Consider the following 21,702-nt stretch of genomic DNA (forward strand, 5'->3'; position numbering starts at 1 on the left):
AAGTTTCAATTTTGGGTTACAATTATAGTAAATATCAAATTAAACTTATGCACAAACTTCTTCAACCTGAAACCTTAAACTTGAAACAAAAATCAAAATGAAACAAATAAAAAAAATAGTAGTTGCCAATCGTGGTGAAATTGCCATAAGGGTAATGAAAACAGCAAAGAAAATGGGTATCAAAACGGTAGCCGTATTTTCAACTGCCGATAGAAATGCACTTCACGTAAAATATGCTGATGAAGCCGTTTGTATTGGAGAAGCAGCTTCAAGTCAATCGTATTTGCGTGGTGAAAAAATTATTGAAGTTTGTAAAGAACTTGGAGTTGATGCCGTTCATCCTGGATACGGATTTTTAAGTGAAAATTCCGCTTTTGCTGAAGAATGTGAAAAAAACAACATCATTTTCATCGGACCAAAATCGAAAGCCATCGAAATGATGGGAAGTAAATTAGCAGCAAAAGAAGCGGTGATGAAATATGATATTCCAATGGTTCCTGGAGTTGATCACGCCATCACCGATTTGGAAGAAGCTAAGAAAACAGCCAGAGAAGTTGGTTTTCCTATTCTAATTAAAGCTTCTGCAGGTGGTGGCGGAAAAGGAATGCGTATTGTAGAAAGAGAAGAAGATTTCGAATCGCAAATGAATCGAGCTATTAGTGAAGCAACTTCAGCTTTTGGTGATGGTTCTGTTTTTATTGAAAAATATGTAACCAAGCCACGTCACATCGAAATTCAAATTATGGCAGACAGTCACGGAAATATTTTATATGTTTTTGAGAGAGAATGTAGTATTCAACGTCGTCACCAAAAAGTAGTTGAAGAAGCACCGTCGTCTATTTTAACTCCAGAAATGCGTAAAAAGATGGGAGAAGCTGCTGTAAAAGTAGCTCGTGCTTGTGATTATCTTGGAGCAGGAACAGTTGAGTTCTTGATGGACGATAAACACAATTTTTATTTCTTGGAAATGAATACACGTTTGCAAGTAGAACATCCCGTAACCGAAATGATTTCTGGTTTGGATTTGGTCGAATTGCAAATAAAAGTGGCTCAAGGTGAAGTTTTACCTTTTAAACAAGAGGATCTAAAAATTAATGGTCACGCAATGGAACTTAGAGTTTATGCTGAAGATCCAATGAATGATTTTTTACCTAATGTTGGAAATTTAAAAACATATCAACTTCCAGAAGGCGAAGGAATACGTGTAGATAATGGAATTGAAGAAGGAATGGATGTGCCAATTTACTATGACCCAATGCTCTCGAAATTGGTAACTTATGGAAAAACACGTGAAGAATCTATCGAATTAATGATTAAAGCAATTGATAATTATCATGTAGAAGGTGTTGCCACAACATTGCCATTCGGAAAATTTGTGATGGAGCATGAAGCCTTCCGTTCGGGTGATTTTGATACAGGTTTTGTAAAAGCCTATTACAGTCCTGAAAAATTAAAAGCCAATTTAGATATTGAAGCAGAAATTGCAGCAATGATAGCTTTAAAACAGTATGTTGCTGATAAAAAAATCTTAAGATTACCAATAATAAGTGATTAGTGAAAAGTGATTAGTAAAAAGAAATTATCTAATTTTCACATTAACTCATTGACACATTAAATAAAATGGAAGATAAAATTAAAATATTAAACGATAAAATAGCTTTAGCCAAATTAGGTGGAGGCGAAAAACGAATTGCATCGCATCATGCCAAAAATAAATTAACAGCTCGTGAACGAGTGGAATATCTTATGGATGAAGGCTCTTTTGAAGAAATCGGAATGTTGGTAACGCACCGAACTACCGATTTTGGAATGGAAAAAGAAATCGTCTATGGAGATGGAGTTGTTACAGGTTACGGAACAATTAATGGTAGAATTGTGTACGTTTTTGCACAAGATTTCACCGTTTTTGGGGGTTCGTTGTCTGAAACTCATGCCGAAAAAATTTGCAAAGTCATGGACATGGCTCTAAAAAGCGGTGCGCCAATGATTGGATTAAACGATTCTGGTGGAGCAAGAATTCAAGAAGGTGTTCGTTCGCTTGGTGGCTATGCCGATATTTTTTACAGAAACGTACAGTCTAGCGGTGTAATACCTCAAATCTCCGCTATAATGGGACCCTGTGCAGGGGGTGCAGTTTATTCGCCTGCCATGACCGATTTTACAATGATGGTTGAAGGTAACAGTTATATGTTTGTAACTGGACCAAATGTTGTGAAAACTGTTACTAATGAAGAAGTAACCTCTGAAGAATTAGGTGGTGCGAGTACACACTCTACAAAATCTGGAGTGGCACATATTACCTCTCCTAACGGAATTGAATGTCTTGAAGATATTAAAGTTTTGTTGAGTTATTTGCCTCAAAACAACAGAGAAACTACGCCAAAATTGCCTTATAAAACTAATGATGAGGTTCGTGAAAAATTAGATACACTAGTTCCAGATAATGCCAACAAACCTTATGATATGCATGATGTAATAGACAACATCATCGACGAAGATTCTTTCTTCGAAATTCATAAAGATTTTGCTGAAAATATCATTGTTGGTTTTGCTCGTTTAGGAGGAAGAAGTATCGGAATTGTGGCTAATAATCCTAAGTTTTTAGCAGGGTGTTTAGATGTGAAATCTTCAATTAAAGCCGCTCGATTTGTTCGTTTTTGCGATTGTTTCAATATTCCATTATTGGTATTAGAAGACGTGCCTGGATTTTTACCTGGAACTGACCAAGAATGGAACGGAATTATAGTTCATGGCGCAAAATTATTATATGCTTTTAGTGAAGCAACAGTACCAAGGGTTACTGTAATTACTCGTAAGGCTTACGGTGGAGCTTATGATGTAATGAATTCTAAACATATTGGTGCCGACATGAATTTTGCATGGCCAAGTGCCGAAATTGCTGTTATGGGAGCAAAAGGAGCATCTGAAATTATTTTCAAAAAAGAAATCAGCGAAGCAGCCGATCCAGTTGCAAAATTACTAGAAAAAGAAGCAGAATATGCAGAGTTATTCGCTAATCCATATACAGCAGCGCAACGTGGTTTTATCGATGAGGTGATCTTACCAAAAGATACTCGAAGAAAACTTCTAAAAGCTTTCAGTATATTGGAAAATAAAGTAGTTGATACGCCCAAACGTAAACATGGGAACATTCCGTTGTAATACAAAAAACCTGATAAGCTAAAATGTTTATCAGGTTTTTTTATTCTTTTTAAAGTCTAGAAAAATTTTTAAAGTACAGAAAAATACAATTTACTTAATTCATTAATTTTTCAAATAAAGTTGCATTAGCTTTGACTTTGGCAACATTATCTCTTCCAATTATAGAAACTAATTTCATTTCAATTCCTTCTTTTATGGTTGCTTTTGCGGCATCGTCCTTAGCATTAAAAAGCATTTTGTGTTTTGCTCTAAATAAACCATGTAGATTTTTTTCTAAATCGGCTGTTAATTTTACATAAGGTTTAATGTCATTAATATCGCTTGTGGCCTTAGTGTCATATATACTAACCTGACTAATAGGAGTTTCTTCCACTATTTTTGATTCCTGAGCATTAGAATTTATTGAAAATGCTACGGTTAGTATTGTTGCTAAAATATATTTTTTCATTTTTTGTTAATTAAATTAGAATCCAAATCTAAAGTAATTTTATTAAAGCACAAAATATATTTCAAAATTTAGTATAATAAAAAACAATCATAAAAATAAATTCATGACTATTTGGTTTCCTTAATTGAAGATAAAAACAATTATTTACGCCCTTTTCTTTCAGCGCGATTTTCCATCATTTTATGTTTTTTTTCTTCAAAATTTTGTTCCCATTTTGTAAATTGTTCTACTGATAGGATAGTTTTCATCTCTTTTTTTAATGAAGTTACTTCATCTTGCATTTTAGATTTCATGGCTTCTCTTTCTTCTGTAGTAAGTCTAGTTCCTGAAGCTCTTTTAGTATTCATTTCTTTTTTGTGTGCTGCTCTAACTTCCGATTTTTTGGTCATGAGAGTTTTAACTTGTTCGGCTTGTTTAGTACTTAAGTCTAAGTCTTTTGTCAATCTTTTTACTTGAAATTCAACTCTTTCTTGTGGAGTAAGTTTTTCTCTGTCTTCTTTTCCCATTTTGCGTTCTTGTGCAAATGTTGTCATTCCAAAAACTAGTGCAAGTGCTAAAATTAAATTTTTCATTTTATGTTTTTTTAAATGTTATAGAAATAAGACTTGATAACTTTGAAAAGGTTTATTCGTTAACAAAAAATTAGTAAAAAACATTGTTTTGTTAATTTGAAATTAAATTCTTGTTGTATCTTTGCCTTGTGAAAAAAATTATAATTATAGTAATTCTAGCAATATTTCTAAAACCTATTCTTCCGGTTATAGATTATATTATTAATTATGATTATATCTCAAAAGTTCTTTGCGAAAACAAAGCTAAACCAGAACTTCAGTGTAATGGTAAATGTCAGTTGATGAAAGAAATGGCAAAAGCATCCGAAGCTGAAAAACCAATTAATTCTGATAAAAAAACCAATTTCACGCAAGAAATTGAACTTTTATTCTGCAACGAAGTAACTGAAACTAATTTTATACAAATTTACTTTCATAATAAAACTTCTGTTGCAGACAACTATGCCAACTTATACTTTCACACGGTAAGTTGCTCCGTTTTTCATCCACCTACAATTATTTCTTAATATTTATCGTACGTCAGTTTAGAATCATTAAATTGACAGGATTTTTTTATCCAAATTGTTTTGAAGAGAAATCTTTTAAGGCAAATTTTTATATAAATTTTAATTAATAATAAAAAATGAAATTTCAATTAAAAAATATATTAGCAATTGCAGCATTAGTATTAACTTTTTCTTCTTGTTCAAAGGATGATGATCCAGTGCAAGATACAACGCCAACGGGTGTTGGGACTTTAGAGTTAGAATTCGATAATATTTATGGAAGTGCGAATTTAATTGTTGGAGCAGCAAACACAGCTAATTCAAATGGAGAAGCGTTAAAAGTAGGTATGATTAAGTATATTGTTAGTAATATTGTATTAATAAAAGCTGATGGTTCTACTTATACTGTTCCTAAAAATGATAGTTACTTTATCATTGATGAAGCTACAGCTTCAAGTCAAATTATTTCTATTACTAATGTTCCAGCCGGGGATTATAAATCAGTAAAATTCGGAATAGGAGTTGACCAAGAAAAATGGTCTTTGGGCGATACTGGACAAGGAAATTTTTTGACAACTGCTTCATCAGCTGGAATGATGTGGACATGGGCAGCGGGATATAGATTCATTAGATTTGAAGGAACTTTTACATCTTCAACACAAACTGATGCAAATTTTAAAGTTCATACAGGTCAATCAGGTACTGATTATAATTACAGAGAAGTTACACTTGATTTCCCAACTTCAACTAAAGCTACTGTTAGAACTACTGTTACTCCACTTGTTCATATTATGGCGGATTTATCTGTAATTCTTGACGGGACCAATAAAGTAAAACTTTCAGAAGGTGCAATGCTTATGAGTGGTCAAAAATTAAAAACAATTTCAGACAATTTAGTAAACATGTTTGAAGTTGAACACGTTCATAACGACTAACATAATATAAAAGCTGGTGATTTATTTTTTAAGTCACCAGCTTTTAATAAAAAAAATAAAAATGAAAACTTACTATTTAGTTTTGTTCATTTTCCCTTTTTTTTGGAATTGTTCAGATGATGATAATTCTGAAGTATACCAAAATGTACCTATAGATTATAAAGTTCCAAGTAATTTTCCTCCATTGGCTTATGATCTTTCAAAAAATCCAATAACTGAAAAAGGATTTGAACTTGGGAAAAAGCTTTTCTATGATGGACGTTTAGCATCTGATGGAGTTATTTCTTGCGGGTTTTGTCATGAACAGTCTTCAGCATTTACACACCACGGACATGAACTTAGTCAAGGTGTAAATGGAGCTACAGGTACTAGAAATACGCCTCCTATTCAAAATCTAGGCTATCAAACTACTTTTATGTGGGATGGAGCGACTACTCATCTGGAGTTGCAACCAATTATTCCTTTTTTAAGTCCTATTGAAATGAATGGTGATTTTGCCAGTACTATCGCAATGATGAAATCTGATGAAGAATATGTGAAATTATACAAACTAGCATTTTCTAATGGAGAAATCAATTCTGAAAATATGCTCAAAGCTTTAGCTCAATTTATGGTAATGCTTACATCATCTAATTCTCGTTTTGACAAATATAGAAGAAATGAAGCTGGTGGAACTTTAACGCAAGAAGAGTTAGACGGTTATGCTTTATTCAATCAAAAATGCGCTTCTTGCCATGCTACTGATATTTTTACTGATAATTCTTTTAGAAATAATGGTTTGGCAATAAATCCAGCAGTTAATGATATAGGATATTTTCGTGTTACAGAATTAGAACAGGATAAATATAAATTTAAGGTTCCAAGTTTGAGAAATATTGAAATAACCGCACCTTACATGCACGATGGTAGATTATTTACTCTTGAAGCTGTTTTAAATCATTATTCGAATGGAGTTGTAAATACTCAAAATTTGGATGCTTTATTAAATAATAATGGTGTCTTGGGAATACCGCTTTCAAGCAATGAAAAAACTAAGATTATTGCTTTCTTAAAAACTTTAACTGACAATCAATTCTTAACTGATAAGCGTTTTTCAGAATATTAAATCAAATGAAAAAAATACTAATTTTATTTTTGGTCACATTTCAATTAGCTTTTGCTATTGAAAAAGACAGTTTGTCTAGATCAAATCCGTTTAAGAAATATTATCTAATTCCTGAAAAAGTCTTTTGCGATGCTTGTGGATGTTCTGCAAGTGGCGGAAGTATGGGCTTTGCTTCGATGTTGAATTCTAATTTTGTTGGAATTCGTTATTTTAATCAACAATACAAAAGCCGTAATGGTTTGTACAGTAATTCTCCTTGGTATGATGAAAATTACAATACAACTCAAGTTTGGGCTCGTATACCAGTGATTAAAAACATTCAGGTTTCAGCATTAATTCCCTATCATTCTCACAATCGTGATTCGGAAACTGGCGAGGAAAATATTGCTGGTTTGGGAGATATTACGGTTATGGCAATGTATAAATTGTATCAAACACATCGTGACAGCACCTTTTTTGCACATACATTGCATTTAGGAGGTGGAGTTAAAGCTCCAACAGGGACTTATGATGAGGCAAACAATTCTGGAAAAGCCAATAAAAGTTTTCAACTCGGAACTGGAAGTTGGGATTTTCAATTAGTTTCTGAATACATCATAAGAAGAAAGAAGTTTGGATTGAATACTATGTTGAATTATACTTTTAAGTCAGAAAATGACAAGTTTTACCGCTATGGAAATCAATTTAATTATTCTGGAACTTTTTTCTATTTGTATGAAAAAGATAAGCTTTCGATAGCACCACAAGTTGGCTTTGCAGGCGAAGTTTATGAGTCAAATTACAGTCATAAAATTATGCAAGAAGAAACGGCAGGCGATATTATTTTCGGGAAAATTGGTTTTGAAGTAGGTCGTGATAAGTTTTCTATGGGTATGAATACGATGGTTCCTATAAATCAAAATTTAGCAGCAGGAAACATTGAAGCAAAATACCGTTGGAGTATAAATATAAATTATAGCTTGTAAACAAAAAAAGGAACTCAAATTATTTCGAGTTCCTTTTTTTTTATTTTTACTAAAATTTAAATTATTTCCCTAAATACTCAGCAACTTTAGTTTCAGCATTTACTTTCATCAAACCATGTTTTGCGATTCCTTTGCTTGCTGCGTCCCATTTTTTGCCACTTAATGCCGATTTTTCTTTTAAATCGCCAATTGAAATTCCTTCGTTAGCTTTCAAAATTTCAATAATCCATTTTTCATCTTCAGTCAATTCCACTTGCTTTTTCTCAGGTCGCATTTGCGGGAAGAAAAGCACCTCTTGAATTGAAGGATTATTAGTCAAGAACATAATCAATCTGTCCATTCCAATTCCCAATCCAGAAGTTGGCGGCATTCCGTATTCTAAAGCTCTCAAAAAGTCTTCGTCTATAATTCCATTGGCTTCATCATCACCTTTTTCACTCAATGCCATTTGTGCTTCAAAACGTTCACGTTGGTCTATTGGATCATTTAATTCTGAATAAGCATTCGCGATTTCTTTTCCACAAACCATCAATTCAAAACGCTCTGTCAATTCAGGATTGTCTCTATGCGATTTACATAATGGCGACATTTCTTTTGGATAATCAGTAATAAAAGTAGGTTGAATAAAATTCCCTTCACATTTAGCTCCAAAAATTTCGTCAATCAATTTTCCTTTACCCATAGTTTCATCCACTTCAATTCCCATTGATTTTGCAGCTTCAAAAAGTTCAGCTTCTGTTTTTCCAGAAATATCAAAACCTGTAAAGTTTTTAATTGCATCGGTCATTGTAACTCTTGCATATGGCGCTTTGAAACTTACTTTGTGTTCGCCAAAAGTCGCATCAGTTGTACCATTTACAGCATTAGCACAATGTTCTAATAAGTTTTCTGTAAACTCCATCATCCAGTTGTAGTCTTTGTAAGCTACATAAATTTCCATTGCGGTAAATTCAGGATTATGCGTTCTATCCATACCTTCATTTCTGAAGTTCTTCGAGAATTCATACACACCATCAAAACCACCAACAATCAATCGTTTAAGATACAATTCGTTTGCAATTCTTAAATATAAAGGAATATCCAAAGCATTATGATGCGAAATAAATGGTCTAGCCGCAGCACCACCAGGAATAGCTTGCAAAATCGGAGTTTCCACTTCCATATAACCAGCTTCGTTAAAGAAGTTTCGCATGGCAGTAAAAAGTTTCGTTCTTTTCACAAAAACTTCTTTCACATTTGGATTTACAACCAAGTCAACATAACGCATTCTATAACGCAATTCAGCATCATTAAAAGCATCGTGCACTTTTCCATCTTCATCAACTTTTGGTAAAGGCAACGGGCGTAAAGTTTTACTCAAGAAAGTGAAATTGTCAACTCTTACACATTGAGCACCGACTTTTGTTGTAAATAATTCGCCTTCAATACCAATAAAATCGCCTAAGTCAGTCAATTTTTTAAAAACCTGATTATAAAGGGTTTTGTCTTCACCCAAACAAAGCACATCTCTATTCAAGTATAATTGAATTCTACCTTCGCTATCTTGCAATTCGGCAAAACAAGCTTTTCCTTGATCACGAACACTCATTAATCGTCCAGCAATATTGACCTTCTTGCCTTCCTCAAAATTTTCCTTCACCTGTTTAGAAGTAGTATCTACAGGATACAAATCCGCAGGATAAGGGTTTATTCCAAGGTCGCGCAAAGCGTTCAATTTGTCTCGTCTTATAATTTCTTGTTCCGAAAGTTGCATAGTAGTTTATTTAAGCCTGCAAAGATAGTTATTAGTTTAAAAGTTTAAAAGTTTATGAGTTTAAAAGTTTAGAAGGTAATTCAAAAGCTGAATTCTGAAATCTAAAAAATAAGGAGCGAACCTGCCTGCCTGCCGGCAGGTGGCTTGGGCTTTATCAGTAAACTATTTTCCCGCTTTCCGTTCTACTTCGTGCCACTGCAATCGGGGCTAGATAGTAAACTTTTTGTATATTTGTAAAAAAAATAATCGCATGAAGCTTTTCAGACCTCTTTTAGCTATTGCAACTATGGTTTTAGTAACAAGTTGCACTTTTACAGAAAACATTTATATTAATGAAGACGGTACAGGAAAATTTTCTGTCGATATGGATGCTTCGGGTTTAATGGCAATGATGCCAGCCGATTCAATAGGTACAACAAAACCAATGGATTCTACTTTTACATTCAAACAACTTTTCGAAGAAAAAAAGGACAGTATTGCTAAACTTCCAATCGAACAACAACAGCGATTAAAAAAACTAGAAGGTTTTTCTATGAGAACCAAATTGATTCCAGCCGAAAAACAATTTATGTTTTCTGTTTTTACAGATTTTAAAAATGTTTCCGATTTGCAAGACGCCATGACAACTATAAATGATGCGCAAGATGCCGCAAAAGATAAGTCGGTTTATTCAGTGCTTCCTTCATCTGGTTTTGGGAATAATAATTCAATATTAAAGTATAGTTATGATGGAAAAAAATTTATAAGAAAAGCTACATTACTGAAAAAAGAAGTGCCAACAACCGAAAACGATTCAGCAGAAGCAGCTTACAAAATGATTTATGAATCTTCAACCTATACAGTTAAGTATCATTTTCCTAAAAAAGTCAAAAAAGTTTCTACTAAAAAAGCACTTTATAGTGAAGATCGAAAAACGATTACAATCGAATTTCCGTTTAACGAATACATGAAAGAACCTGAAAAACTAAACTTTGAAGTAGAATTTGAATAATGAATAAAAAAATCCAACTTCAAGACTTAGGAAATCTCGATTATAAAAAGACTTGGGATTTTCAAGAAGAGCTTTTTAAAGGTATAGTTGATGTTAAAATTCAAAACCGAAATTCTAATTCCCAGCTTCCAACCCCCAACTTTCTGCTTTTTGTAGAACATCCACATGTCTACACTTTAGGGAAAAGCGGTGCTATTTCCAATTTGCTATTGTCAGAAAAGCAACTCGAAGCTAAAGGAGCCACTTTTTATAAAATAAATAGAGGAGGGGATATTACCTATCATGGTCCAGGTCAAATTGTAGGTTATCCCATTTTAGATTTGGAAAATTTTTTTACCGATATACATAAGTATTTGCGTTTTCTAGAGGAAGTAATTATTCTAACATTAGCAGACTATAATATTATTGGTACAAGAAGCGAGGGAGAAACAGGTGTTTGGTTAGGAGTAGGCACGCCATTTGCTCGAAAAATTTGTGCCATGGGAGTTCGTGCAAGTCGCTGGGTTACCATGCATGGTTTTGCACTAAACGTAAATGCCGATTTAGGTTACTTCGACAATATTATCCCATGTGGTATAAAAGGAAAGGCAGTAACATCGCTTCATGTAGAACTAGGAAAAGAAATAAATGAAGAAGAAGTAAAAGAAAAAATTCTAAAGTATTTCAAACAACTTTTTGAAGCTGAGTTTATATAAAGTTCAAAAAGCAATATATTTTTTTTATCTAACTCGGCTCCCCTCTCCTTTTGAGAGGGGTTGGGGGTGAGGAAAATTTAAACTCAACTGCTCAGGCAATAATCTAAAACTCATTCTGTGGTATTTGGTTGTGCCATATTTTCTAATTGCATCTCTATGTTCTTTTGTTGGATAACCTTTGTTTTGTTTCCAGTTATACATCGGGAATTCTTCATGAATCCTATCCATATATTCGTCACGATAAGTTTTTGCCAAAATAGAAGCGGCTGCAATACTCAAATATTTAGAATCACCTTTAATAATACTTTGATTTGGGATTGATTTTAAAATTTCAATTTCTTTTTTGTTAAAAGTTTTACCTGAATTACTTTTCAACCCTAATTTTGCATTCAAAGCTCTGTTTCCATCAACAATTATAAACTCAGGCGTCGGATTTAATTTCAGAATTGACTCTTGCATAGCTTTCATGGAAGCATTAAGTATGTTAATTTCATCAATTTCTTCATTATATATATGTGTAACAAAAAATGAGACAGCTGTATCTTCAATTAGAAAGCGCAATTCAAATCTTTTATTCTCTGAAAGTTGTTTAGAATCGTTAACTTTTATAAGTTCATTTTCTTCCTCTCCTTTTGCGAGTGCAGGGGAGAGTATAACAGCCGCTGCCGTAACAGGTCCAGCAAGACAGCCACGACCAGCTTCATCAGTGCCACACTCCAACTCAAATTCAGAATACCTTAACTTTAACATGAAATTAATTTTGATAAAAATATAAAATTTCAAGCAACCTTTTGCACTTTTCTGCATCATTTGAATTAATTTAAGCAACATCGTCAGAATTCTGCAAATAAATTTAACAGTTGTAATAAAAAATATTACGTTGTATTATTTGGTTATTTAAGAAATAATTAAGAAGTTTGCAAAATAACTAACTCAAACAAATTTAATATGAGATCGAAGTTCAAATGGATTTTTACGCTGTTGTTAGCGTTATCAATGCAGTTTTCGTTTGCGCAAGAGAAAACTGTAACAGGTACTGTTTCTGATGAGACAGGGCCACTTCCAGGCGCAAATGTTGTCGTAAAAGGGACAAAACGAGGAGTTCAAACAGATGTAGATGGAAAATATGCAATTAAGGCAAAAGCTGGAGAAGTTCTATTGTTTTCCTTTATTGGATTAAATGATGCTACAGCAACAGTTGGAGGTTCAAATGTTATCAACATGGTTTTAAAATCTACTGGTGGTGTTGAACTTGGTGAGGTTGTTGTAACCAGTCAAGGTATCAAAAAAGAGAAAAAAGCGCTTGGATATGCGGTAAACACTATTAAGGCTGAAGAGTTTGCTTCAAAACCTTCAACAGATGTTGCAAGAGCATTGACAGGAAAAGCACCAGGTGTTAATATTCAACAAACAAGTGGTTTGTCAGGTTCTGGAACTAATATCATTATTCGAGGTTATTCTTCTATTACAGGAAGTAACCAACCATTATTTGTAGTTGATGGAATTCCATTCAACTCTGATACAAATACTGACGGAAACTTCATTGAAGGAGCTACTAATGCTTCTAGCCGTTTCTTAGACTTAGATCCTAACAGTATTGAAAGTATAAGTATCTTAAAAGGATTAAGTGCAACAACATTGTACGGGTCTGCAGGGCGTAATGGTGTGATTTTAGTTACAACCAAGTCTGGTAACACTAAGGAATTAAACAAAAAAATGGAGGTCAGTTTGTCTCAATCTCTATATTTCACAAATATTGCTAGTTTACCTGATTATCAAGATAATTATGGAAATGGTTTTGATAATGTTTTTACTTCAGCATTTTCTAACTGGGGACCAAATTTTAATGTTAGAGGTACACAAGGTGTAAATGCTGATGGTACTGTTCCTCACCCTTATGCTTATTTAGCAACTCCAGATCTTTTTCCTGAATACATAGGTGCTACTGTTCCTTATGCTCCTCAAAACAATGTTAAACCATTTTTTAAAACAGGAATGGTAAGTACAACCTCAATAAATGTTGGAGGACGCTCAGAAAACACTTCTTATAATTTAGGGGTTGGTAATACTGATGATCAGGGATTTATTGATAATAATATGTACAGACGTTTGAATCTTACAATGGGAGGTCAGACAAAATTAAATAATGGATTTAGTTTTTCTACTACTATGAACTATGTGAAAACAAATAAAACGGCTCCGCCTACAGCTGCAGGATTTGGTTCGAATGCAGCTGCACCATCAGTTTTCGCTAATATTTTATATACACCAAGAAATTTAGATTTGTTTGGATTACCATACGAAGATCCTAAAACTCATGCTTCTGTGAATTATAGAAAAGACATTCCTAATCCAAGATGGACCCTTAAAAATGCAAGTGATAATGAAGGTGTAAGACGTTTTTTTGGAAATATTACCACAAGTTATGAAATCAATTCTTGGTCTAATGTTTCGTATCGTTTAGCTTTAGATAATTACACACAAACTAAAGTGTATTATATTAATAAAGGAAATGGTCAGCCTTTTGATAATGAAGGATTTATGAGAACTACTATTACAGAAAACACTGTTTTTGACCATACATTTAGTTATAATTTTGATACCAAAGTTGATAAAAATGGAAATTGGAATATTGATGGTACTCTAGGTCTAAATCCCCGTTTAGAGGCATACAGGTATAATTATGCAAGGAGTGATGTGCAGTTTTTGTATGGATTACAAGAACATCAAAATTTTGTAAATGATGATATTTATTCTGAATCACAAAGTTTCAATATTGTTGGTTTGTATGGAAGCACAACTTTAGGTTTTAAAAAATATTTATATCTAAATCTTCAAGGAAGAAATGATTCCTATTCTTCTTTGCAAAAAGCAACTAGATCACTGTTTTATCCATCTGCTTCACTTTCATTTGTTCCAACTGATGCATTTGAGTATTTTAAAGGTAATAAATATATTAATTTTATGAAAATGCGTCTTGGATACGGTTCCTCTGCAGGTTTTCCTGATCCATATAAAACAAGTGTTGGTTTGAATGTTAATACTAATGCTTTTGTGACTGCTGATGGAACAGTGATAAATAATATTTCGCAAAGAAGAGAGTTAGCTAACTTAAATTTAAAACCTGAATTGGTTAAAGAACTAGAGTTTGGATTTGAAGGTAAATTTCTAAATAATCGAATTGGTGTTGATTTGTCTTTATATAGCAAAATTTCTACTGATTTGATAATTGAGAGAGATTTAGATCCTGCATCAGGTTATGATTACACAGCTGATAATGTTGCCGAAGTAAGTAATAAAGGTATTGAGCTAGGGCTTAATTTTGCGATGATACGTCCTGCTGCTGATGGATTTGGCTGGGATTTGTCTGGAAATTTTACAAAAAATAAAAACATTGTAGAAGATTTAGGAATTGGAGTTGACAAATTAGGTATTGCTGGGTTTACTAATCTTGGTAACTTTGCTTTTCCTGGTCAGCCTTACGGTGTAATTTATGGAAGTGAAGTTTTAAGAGATGAGAATGGGAATTATGTTGTAGGAGGTGATGGAAATTATGTAGAAGGTCCTGATACTATAATTGGGGATCCAAATGCTGATTGGAGAGCAACAGTTATTAATGAATTTTCATACAAAAATATTTCATTTAATTTTCAATTTGAATTTCAAAAAGGAGGTGATATTTACTCAACAACGGCAGCTTCATTATTATCAAGAGGTTTGACAAAAGATACTGATTTTGATAGATCGGGTACTGTAGTTTTACCTGGTGTAAATGCAAATGGAAATATTAATACTACACAAATTGGTTATACCCAATATGGTTTTAATAATTCGGGATTCTTTGTTAGAGAGCATGGTATTTATGACGCAACTAATTTAAGATTAAGAGAAGTTTCTCTTTCTTATAATTTGCCTAAAAAATTCTTAGAGAAAACTCCTTTTGGAAAGATGTCTATAAGTGTTGTTGCACAGAATTATTGGTTTAAAGCATTTAATTTTCCTAAATACTTAAATTTTGATCCAGAGGTAATGAGTTTAGGAGTTGGTAACGGACAAGGTTTTGATTATTTAACTGGTCCCACTGCTAAAAGAATTGGTTTTAATTTTAATTTAACTTTTTAATATTAATATGAAAAAGATAAAAACTTTATTTATTTTAACTTCTTTATTGATAATAGGAAGTTGTGAAACATTTGACTTAGAACAAACAAAAAGCCCTAGTCAAGTGCCTGTTGAGTTATTAGATCCTGTATATGCATTTAATTATGTACAATTACAATTGCCTGTTTTTGTTGATGACGCTAACGATTTTACGCAACGTGTAACTCGTCAAATGGCTATGACAGGTGGAAATACTTATGATAACGCTTTTAGACCTGTAAATTTTAATGCAGTTTGGAGCGATGGATATAATATTCTTAATGCTGTTAAGGTTATGGAGCCTAAAGCTATAGAGTTAGGTGAAACGTATGCTTTAGGAGCTTCTAAATTAATTAGAGTATATGTATTGCTTACAATGACTGATATGTTTGGCGACATTCCTTACACTGAGGCTTTGCAAGGAAATGCAAATTTAACTCCAAAGTATGACAAAAGCGCAGATATTTATAAAGGACTGTTTATAGAAATTGATGAAGCTATAGCGTATTTAGGTCAGACTAATCGTGAAGGTAGCAAGATTCAAGATTTATACTATAATACCAAAGATTCATGGATAACACTTGCTAACACATTAAAATTAAAAATGCTTAACAATGCGAGATTAGCAGGATCTGAAATTGGAGTTGATATTAAATCAACTATGAGTGCAATTATATCTAGTGGAAATATCATTGACATGATTGAAGAGGATTTTCAGTTTCAATATGGTAATTCTCGTTTTAATCCTAATACTAGACATCCGTTATATAATGACCAATATGAATTAGGTGGCGGTGCATATATTGGAAATTATTTCATGTGGGCAGTTAGCGTAGAAAAAGGTACTATTATTGATCCTAGAACTAATTACTATTTTTATAAACAAGATGATAGTGCTCAAGATGAAGATTCTTTTACTGCACCAGCTAATACTAGACCATCACATTATACTGATTTGAAATACAGATCTTTTTATGAAAATTCAATATTAACACCTTATTTTGTTACTTCTTGGACTGGGTTAAACACTACACTATTGCCTGCAGGTGGTTTTTGGGGTAGAGATCATGGAAATAATACAGGTATTCCACCTGATGCAGAAAATCGAACAGTAGCTGGTATATATCCAATAGGTGGTAAATATGGAACTAGTCCAGCTAGTGTTCAAACAAGTGGAACAGCTGGTCAACAGGGTGCTGGAATAATGCCAATTATTTTGTCGAGTTATGTTCACTTTATATTGGCAGAATACCAGTTAATGGAAAATAATAACGCAGTGGCAGCTGGACAAGAATTAGAAATAGCAATAAGAAACTCAATAACAAAGACTACTACATTTATTGAAATGCCAGTTGGTGTTCCTACGCAATCTGCTATAGCTTCAGCAACTGATGCCTATTGGAATTTTTTAAGCCCAAAATATAATGGTTTTTCTACTGATAAAAAACTTGAGCTTATTATTAAGGAGTTTTATATTGCATCTTGGGGTAATGGTATTGAACCATATAATAATTATAGAAGAACAGGTTATCCAAGTAATTTTCAACCTACTCTAGAAGAGGCATCGGGTGTGTTTTTTGCTACAGCTTTGTATCCTGCTTCCGCTGCTAACAATAATCCAAATATGCCAAATAACGTTCGAACTAAGAAAGTTTTTTGGGATGAGTTAACAACGGTGTTACATTAACTTTAAATTATTTATTATGAAAAAAATATTTTTAATTTGTTTTTTAGCTTCTTTTATTTCTTCTTGTGAACAAGACGAAAGTTTAGATCCAAGACCATTAATTGTTCAAGGTCAGTATGTCACTTTAGACATCAAATTATATGATAAGTTTATTGATGCAACTAATATAAGTTCATCTGCTTTTAAAGGTACACTTGCGAGTCCTGGTGGAAATATTGTTAGGTATGAATTATTTATAAGACGTAAAAATAGTATTGGGAATTATGAAAATGGAGATTTTGCTTTATTTAGAACTATAACTTCATTTCCATACCAATTAGAAATTAAATCGCAAGATATTGCTGATTTTTTTAATCTTGATATTTCTGAAGTTAAACAAGGAGAAACTTATGAGTTTCTTGCATATTCATATGATTCTAATGGTGTTAAAATGGGTTACACAAATTTATCAGGTGTTGTTAAGACAACAGAGTCGATGAAGCAAGGTTATCGTTTTAAAACTGGAGTAGAGTTGCCAGATCCTCTTACTTATGATACTTATAAAAATTATACATTTTAATTATGAAAAAAATATTAAATTTTATTGCCGTTTTTTCCTCTATACTTTTGTATAATTGTGAAACTAATGAAAAATTTTCTGGTTCACCTGTAGGTAACCAAGAGATTATCACTTTAGATGCGACCATTACTTCAGATGTTGAATTTGCTACTAATAATCAAGATGTTGAATTCAATATTGTATTGCCTCGTACTTTTAAAGATACAGCAACTGTCGAAGTTACTGCGGTTAATCCTCAAGGAGGACGAATTAGAGAAAAAGTTGAAATTTTACCTGGTCAAGTTTCTCCTTTGGAACCTGCAAAAATTGCTTCTCCTGGTCCAGGAGAAATGTTTTTCGCTCAATTTGAATTATCTATTACAGCGATTTCGTTAAGACATGCTGAGATTGGAAAGCATTACTTAATTAAGTCAAATGTTTTATCTATTGAAACAGGTAAAGCAGGGAGTATTACTGCTACTAATGCAACTAGACTATCTGTAGAATTAGTTTGGCCAAATATATCTGGAAATAATGATGTGGCTTTAAAAATACAAAAGCCTTCAGGAACTATTGTTGAGCCTACTACACAACAAAGTGGTGGTAAGTTGCATAGTATTCGTGTAGCAAATACAGGTAATTTAGATGGGGATCTTAATAATTCTAATGCTGAGGGTAATTATGTATTTAGTATGACGGGTAGAAGTTTGTTAAATACTCCTGTAAATATGCCATATATACTTATTGTTGTTCGTCCTGATGGAAAAAGAGAATTCTTTACAGGCACTTATGAAGGTTTATATGTTGATGCACCTCTTAAAAATCTAATTCAAATCAATAAAACGACTACTGTTGCAGGTGATGTTGAGTTTACTGTAACTGAATTGTAGTAAAAATTAACAAACTTTAAGATCTTATTAATTGTAAAATTGAATTATTATCTTAAATTTGTAATTCTATTAATTATATAAATAAAAACTATGAAAAAATTATTACTTTCTTTATCGTTGATGCTTACTGCATATACTGTTGAAGCTCAACAAACATTTTGGGAAGAGTATTCTACAGGATTTGTAAATACTTCAACTACATTTAGGCAAGCTACTTATGTAGATGCTAATACTATTTGGGCTTGTGCTGGTGCAGGAGACGGTTCTGGTGATCAATATCAAGAATGGGCTAGATCTCTTGACGGTGGATTTACATGGACAAGAGGAGCTATTAACCTTGGAAACACTAATATAGCAATTGGTTCTATTTATGGAATGTCTGCTACTAAAGCTTATGTTGCTGGTTTTCCTAATGCTGCTGGTGTAACAGGTGGTATTTGGGTAACAGAAGACGCTGGAGTAACATGGACAAGACAAAATACAGCTTCTTTTAATACTGGAAGTGATTCATTTACTAACTGGGTTCATTTTTTCGATGCAAACAATGGTGTTTGTATGGGAGATCCTGCAAGTGGATATTTCGAAATTTATACAACAACAAATGCTGGTGTAAACTGGACAAGAGTTCCTTCTGCTAATATACCAACTCCATTGGCTGGAGAATATGGTTATACTTTCGGATTTGAGGCTTTTGAAAATATTTTATGGTGTAATACTAACAAAGGAAGATTGTTAAAATCTACAGATTTAGGATTAACTTGGACAGTTTCTCAAACTCCAAGTGCAGATTTTGGAACTGGTGATAGTTATTCGTTCAAAAACGCTAATGAAGGTGTTTTAATTTTAAATGCTGATTGGAGTCAACACAGAACTACAGATGGAGGTGCAACATGGACTGCTGAATCGCCTGAAGGATTAATCAGAAATTTTGATATTTCTTTTGTTCCTGGATGTGATGTGGTTGTTTGTACAGGAGAAGATGTATTAGATGGATTTAGAGGTTCATCATATTCTATTGATGGTGGTTTAAATTGGGTTAGTATTAATGATACAGATGTTGAAGCTGTAGATGGTGGAGGTGTACTAGAATTTTTTGACGGTACTCATGGTCTAGCTTCTGGTTTTACTGCAACATCAGTTTCTGGTGGTGTATGGCTTTGGATTAACAATGCATGTGAGCTTTTATCTAACGAAACTTTTTCTAACGACAAATCTTTCACTGCTTCTCCAAACCCAACTTCAGGTGTAGTAACAATTGCTGGTAAAGGAATTTCTAATGTTGTTATCACTGACGTTTTAGGAAAACAAGTTGCTAATACTAACTTTACTTCTGTAGAAAGTGCTACAATTGATATGTCTTCATACAATGCAGGTCTTTACTTAGTAAAAGTTACAAATGCTAACGGTAATGCTTCAACTATTAAAGTTGTAAGACAATAATATAAAGTATTTTAATTATACATTAAACCATTCACCGCGGTGAATGGTTTTTTTATTCCATCCCTTGGAGGTTTGCCAGTAGGGCGGGGTAGTTTTTCTTTACACTCTTTTGTAAATGGAATACTTTTTAATTTTTTATTGATTATTTATAAATAATTCTTTTCTCGCTCTCCTTTGGAGAGGGTCGAGGAAAGGATTTTCATTTCAATCTAATTTTATTTTAAAAGAATTACTTACTTTTGCCTTTTAAAATAGCTATATGAGAATTTTACTTTTGGGACTATTTCTTTTGCATTCTTTTTTGGGATTCTCTCAAGAACCTAAAATAGATAAACCTAAAAAAAGTTTACTGAAAACAGAAGAACAAAAGGCTAAAGAAATTGCCCAAAAAGCCCCAATTACTTCCTATAGAATTATAACTATTGAAAAAGATACAACCTACGTTGATACTTCTTTAACAATAAAAGATGAATACGAATACAATTATCTTCGTAAAGACATTTTCGGATTACTACCTTTTGCAAACGAAGGACATACTTACACAACTTTAGACTTTGGTTTGAACAAATCTTCTGCATTGCCTGAATTTGGTTTCAAAGCCAAACATTTCAATTTTCAAGATAAAAATCAAATAAATTATTATTCTGTCGCTACGCCATTAACCGAGTTATATTTCAAAACTGTAATGGAACAAGGTCAAAGTGTTGATGCTTTAATTGCAGTTAATACATCTGAAAGATTTAATATTTCATTATCTTTCAAAGGACTTCGTTCCAAAGGAAAGTATATAAATCAACTTACAAGTAACGGAAATTTTAGATTAACATCAAGTTATAATACTCTAAATAAGAGATATTTCGCCAAATTTCATTTTACTGGTCAAGATTTATTAGCTGGAGAAAATGGCGGCGTTATTGATATTGAAAATTTTGAAAGTACAGAGAGTGACTTTAGAGACAGATTGAGATTAAGTGTTTATCTTCCAAATGCTTCCTCATTTCTAAAAGGGAAACGAATGTTTTTAGACCATTATTTCAGAATAAATTCAAACGATAATCAAAACAATTTATACCTTACGCATCAAGCTACTATCGAAAATAAATTCTATGAATTTAACCAAGCAACTGTTGCAACAAACTATAATAAGCAGTCTTTTAACAGATTTGGACAATCCTATAATACTGCAATAAACGACCAAACTAAATACAAAGCAGGTTATAATAAACTTGGTATTCAATACGAAAACAAAACGCTTGGTAAATTTAATTTCTTTATCGACGATTTAAATTACAATTATTATTACGGAAAAGTAATTATAACCTCCACAGGTGCCATTCCAAGTCGAATTAAGCAACACTTAACTTCAATTGGCGGACAATATGATTACAGTAAAAATAAAATAAAAGGAAATGTTCTTGTTTCAAAAGCAATTTCAACCCAAACTTTTTCAACTTTCGAAGCCAACTTGAAATATCAAATAAACCCCAAAAACCAAATCTCATTCGAGTATCAAAATCTAAGTAAACTACCCGACAATAACTTCATTTTGCACCAAAGCAGTTATGCAACGTACAATTGGTTCAATAATTTCAAAAACGAAAAAATAAATGCAGCAACAATCAACGCAAAAACACAATGGATTGATGCTCAAGTTCAATTATCTAGCCTAAAAGACCACTTGTATTTCAAAAACAATTCGGTTTACGATTCTATCCAATTAGTTGCGCCAGCTCAATATGACAAAACCATAAACTACGTTTCGATAAAAGCCAATAAAGAAATAAAATACTGGAAACTAGCACTTGACAACACTATTTTATATCAAAAAACAACTCAAGATGACCCAATTTTAAACGTTCCTGAAATAGTAACAAGAAACACGCTTTATTTCTCCAA

Annotated in this window: 18 protein-coding genes; 14 read left to right on the plus strand and 4 right to left on the minus strand. The window is 32.7% G+C overall.

The window, feature by feature from the left end:
- The first annotated feature begins 106 nt into the window (after positions 1-106).
- Both accC and ACIQ66_RS01265 read left to right on the plus strand, forming a co-directional pair.
- Complete coding sequence (gene accC, locus ACIQ66_RS01260) at positions 107-1,555, plus strand: acetyl-CoA carboxylase biotin carboxylase subunit (RefSeq protein ID WP_396211020.1); 1,449 nt, start codon at positions 107-109, stop codon at positions 1,553-1,555.
- A 65-nt stretch (positions 1,556-1,620) separates the two neighbouring features.
- Positions 1,621-3,162 carry an acyl-CoA carboxylase subunit beta gene (locus ACIQ66_RS01265; protein ID WP_396211002.1) on the plus strand — a complete coding sequence of 514 codons (1,542 nt, stop codon included), beginning with the start codon at positions 1,621-1,623 and terminating at the stop codon, positions 3,160-3,162.
- Between the two features lie 94 nt (positions 3,163-3,256).
- Here the strand turns inward: ACIQ66_RS01265 and ACIQ66_RS01270 are convergent, their stop codons facing one another.
- The gene (locus tag ACIQ66_RS01270; RefSeq protein ID WP_396211003.1) at positions 3,257-3,610 is read right to left on the minus strand and encodes a hypothetical protein; all 354 of its coding nucleotides are present in this window, start codon (positions 3,608-3,610) and stop codon (positions 3,257-3,259) included.
- A 140-nt stretch (positions 3,611-3,750) separates the two neighbouring features.
- Positions 3,751-4,182 carry a hypothetical protein gene (locus ACIQ66_RS01275; protein ID WP_396211004.1) on the minus strand — a complete coding sequence of 144 codons (432 nt, stop codon included), beginning with the start codon at positions 4,180-4,182 and terminating at the stop codon, positions 3,751-3,753.
- Positions 4,183-4,310: 128 nt separating this feature from the next.
- On the opposite strand from ACIQ66_RS01275, the gene ACIQ66_RS01280 reads away from it, so the two are divergent.
- The 4 genes from ACIQ66_RS01280 (at position 4,311) to ACIQ66_RS01295 (ending at position 7,672) form a co-directional block, all read left to right on the plus strand.
- Positions 4,311-4,688: a hypothetical protein gene (locus tag ACIQ66_RS01280; protein ID WP_396211005.1), complete on the plus strand. Its 378-nt coding sequence runs from the start codon at positions 4,311-4,313 to the stop codon at positions 4,686-4,688.
- Positions 4,689-4,804: 116 nt separating this feature from the next.
- On the plus strand, positions 4,805-5,602 hold the full coding sequence (locus tag ACIQ66_RS01285; RefSeq protein ID WP_396211006.1) for an MbnP family protein: 798 nt from the start codon (positions 4,805-4,807) through the stop codon (positions 5,600-5,602).
- 61 nt (positions 5,603-5,663) lie between these two features.
- Complete coding sequence (locus tag ACIQ66_RS01290) at positions 5,664-6,707, plus strand: cytochrome-c peroxidase (RefSeq protein ID WP_396211007.1); 1,044 nt, start codon at positions 5,664-5,666, stop codon at positions 6,705-6,707.
- Positions 6,708-6,712: 5 nt separating this feature from the next.
- Positions 6,713-7,672: a transporter gene (locus ACIQ66_RS01295; RefSeq protein WP_396211008.1), complete on the plus strand. Its 960-nt coding sequence runs from the start codon at positions 6,713-6,715 to the stop codon at positions 7,670-7,672.
- Positions 7,673-7,733: 61 nt separating this feature from the next.
- Here the strand turns inward: ACIQ66_RS01295 and lysS are convergent, their stop codons facing one another.
- Positions 7,734-9,425: a lysine--tRNA ligase gene (gene lysS / locus ACIQ66_RS01300; RefSeq protein ID WP_396211009.1), complete on the minus strand. Its 1,692-nt coding sequence runs from the start codon at positions 9,423-9,425 to the stop codon at positions 7,734-7,736.
- A 250-nt stretch (positions 9,426-9,675) separates the two neighbouring features.
- Between lysS and ACIQ66_RS01305 the strand changes: the two genes are divergently transcribed.
- Together ACIQ66_RS01305 and lipB are read left to right on the plus strand one after the other, a co-directional pair.
- Complete coding sequence (locus tag ACIQ66_RS01305) at positions 9,676-10,416, plus strand: hypothetical protein (protein WP_396211010.1); 741 nt, start codon at positions 9,676-9,678, stop codon at positions 10,414-10,416.
- Positions 10,416-11,111 (plus strand): lipoyl(octanoyl) transferase LipB, encoded by a 696-nt coding sequence (lipB, locus tag ACIQ66_RS01310; RefSeq protein WP_396211011.1) that lies wholly within the window; start codon positions 10,416-10,418, stop codon positions 11,109-11,111. The genes ACIQ66_RS01305 and lipB overlap by 1 nt, the downstream gene beginning before the upstream one ends.
- A 24-nt stretch (positions 11,112-11,135) precedes the next feature.
- Here the strand turns inward: lipB and ACIQ66_RS01315 are convergent, their stop codons facing one another.
- Entirely contained in the window at positions 11,136-11,861 is a 726-nt protein-coding gene (locus ACIQ66_RS01315; RefSeq protein WP_396211012.1) for a ribonuclease HII, read from the minus strand.
- Positions 11,862-12,059: 198 nt separating this feature from the next.
- On the opposite strand from ACIQ66_RS01315, the gene ACIQ66_RS01320 reads away from it, so the two are divergent.
- From ACIQ66_RS01320 to ACIQ66_RS01345, 6 genes are all read left to right on the plus strand, one after another.
- Positions 12,060-15,233 carry a SusC/RagA family TonB-linked outer membrane protein gene (locus tag ACIQ66_RS01320; protein WP_396211013.1) on the plus strand — a complete coding sequence of 1,058 codons (3,174 nt, stop codon included), beginning with the start codon at positions 12,060-12,062 and terminating at the stop codon, positions 15,231-15,233.
- Positions 15,234-15,240: 7 nt separating this feature from the next.
- A complete protein-coding gene (locus ACIQ66_RS01325) occupies positions 15,241-16,938 on the plus strand; it encodes a SusD/RagB family nutrient-binding outer membrane lipoprotein (RefSeq protein WP_396211014.1) in 1,698 nt (565 codons plus the stop codon).
- A gap of 16 nt (positions 16,939-16,954) precedes the next feature.
- Positions 16,955-17,497: a hypothetical protein gene (locus tag ACIQ66_RS01330; RefSeq protein ID WP_396211015.1), complete on the plus strand. Its 543-nt coding sequence runs from the start codon at positions 16,955-16,957 to the stop codon at positions 17,495-17,497.
- A gap of 2 nt (positions 17,498-17,499) precedes the next feature.
- The gene (locus tag ACIQ66_RS01335) at positions 17,500-18,366 is read left to right on the plus strand and encodes a hypothetical protein (protein WP_396211016.1); all 867 of its coding nucleotides are present in this window, start codon (positions 17,500-17,502) and stop codon (positions 18,364-18,366) included.
- 90 nt (positions 18,367-18,456) lie between these two features.
- A complete protein-coding gene (locus ACIQ66_RS01340; protein WP_396211017.1) occupies positions 18,457-19,806 on the plus strand; it encodes a T9SS type A sorting domain-containing protein in 1,350 nt (449 codons plus the stop codon).
- Between the two features lie 259 nt (positions 19,807-20,065).
- A partial coding sequence (locus tag ACIQ66_RS01345) for a putative porin (RefSeq protein ID WP_396211018.1) occupies positions 20,066-21,702 on the plus strand: 1,637 nt, incomplete at its 3' end.

The organism is Flavobacterium sp. (assembly GCF_044377315.1).
Classification (GTDB): domain Bacteria; phylum Bacteroidota; class Bacteroidia; order Flavobacteriales; family Flavobacteriaceae; genus Flavobacterium.

What these genes read in the sequence shown, in the direction of transcription:
- ACIQ66_RS01290 (WP_396211007.1), top strand. Translation starts at nt 5,664, where the DNA reads ATGAAAACTTACTATTTAGTTTTGTTCATTTTCCCTTTTTTTTGGAAT.
- ACIQ66_RS01340 (WP_396211017.1), top strand. Translation starts at nt 18,457, where the DNA reads ATGAAAAAATTATTACTTTCTTTATCGTTGATGCTTACTGCATATACT.
- ACIQ66_RS01285 (WP_396211006.1), top strand. Translation starts at nt 4,805, where the DNA reads ATGAAATTTCAATTAAAAAATATATTAGCAATTGCAGCATTAGTATTA.
- ACIQ66_RS01305 (WP_396211010.1), top strand. Translation starts at nt 9,676, where the DNA reads ATGAAGCTTTTCAGACCTCTTTTAGCTATTGCAACTATGGTTTTAGTA.
- ACIQ66_RS01315 (WP_396211012.1), bottom strand. Translation starts at nt 11,861, where the DNA reads ATGTTAAAGTTAAGGTATTCTGAATTTGAGTTGGAGTGTGGCACTGAT.
- lysS (WP_396211009.1), bottom strand. Translation starts at nt 9,425, where the DNA reads ATGCAACTTTCGGAACAAGAAATTATAAGACGAGACAAATTGAACGCT.
- ACIQ66_RS01325 (WP_396211014.1), top strand. Translation starts at nt 15,241, where the DNA reads ATGAAAAAGATAAAAACTTTATTTATTTTAACTTCTTTATTGATAATA.
- ACIQ66_RS01295 (WP_396211008.1), top strand. Translation starts at nt 6,713, where the DNA reads ATGAAAAAAATACTAATTTTATTTTTGGTCACATTTCAATTAGCTTTT.
- ACIQ66_RS01335 (WP_396211016.1), top strand. Translation starts at nt 17,500, where the DNA reads ATGAAAAAAATATTAAATTTTATTGCCGTTTTTTCCTCTATACTTTTG.
- ACIQ66_RS01275 (WP_396211004.1), bottom strand. Translation starts at nt 4,182, where the DNA reads ATGAAAAATTTAATTTTAGCACTTGCACTAGTTTTTGGAATGACAACA.
- ACIQ66_RS01265 (WP_396211002.1), top strand. Translation starts at nt 1,621, where the DNA reads ATGGAAGATAAAATTAAAATATTAAACGATAAAATAGCTTTAGCCAAA.
- ACIQ66_RS01330 (WP_396211015.1), top strand. Translation starts at nt 16,955, where the DNA reads ATGAAAAAAATATTTTTAATTTGTTTTTTAGCTTCTTTTATTTCTTCT.
- lipB (WP_396211011.1), top strand. Translation starts at nt 10,416, where the DNA reads ATGAATAAAAAAATCCAACTTCAAGACTTAGGAAATCTCGATTATAAA.
- ACIQ66_RS01270 (WP_396211003.1), bottom strand. Translation starts at nt 3,610, where the DNA reads ATGAAAAAATATATTTTAGCAACAATACTAACCGTAGCATTTTCAATA.
- ACIQ66_RS01320 (WP_396211013.1), top strand. Translation starts at nt 12,060, where the DNA reads ATGAGATCGAAGTTCAAATGGATTTTTACGCTGTTGTTAGCGTTATCA.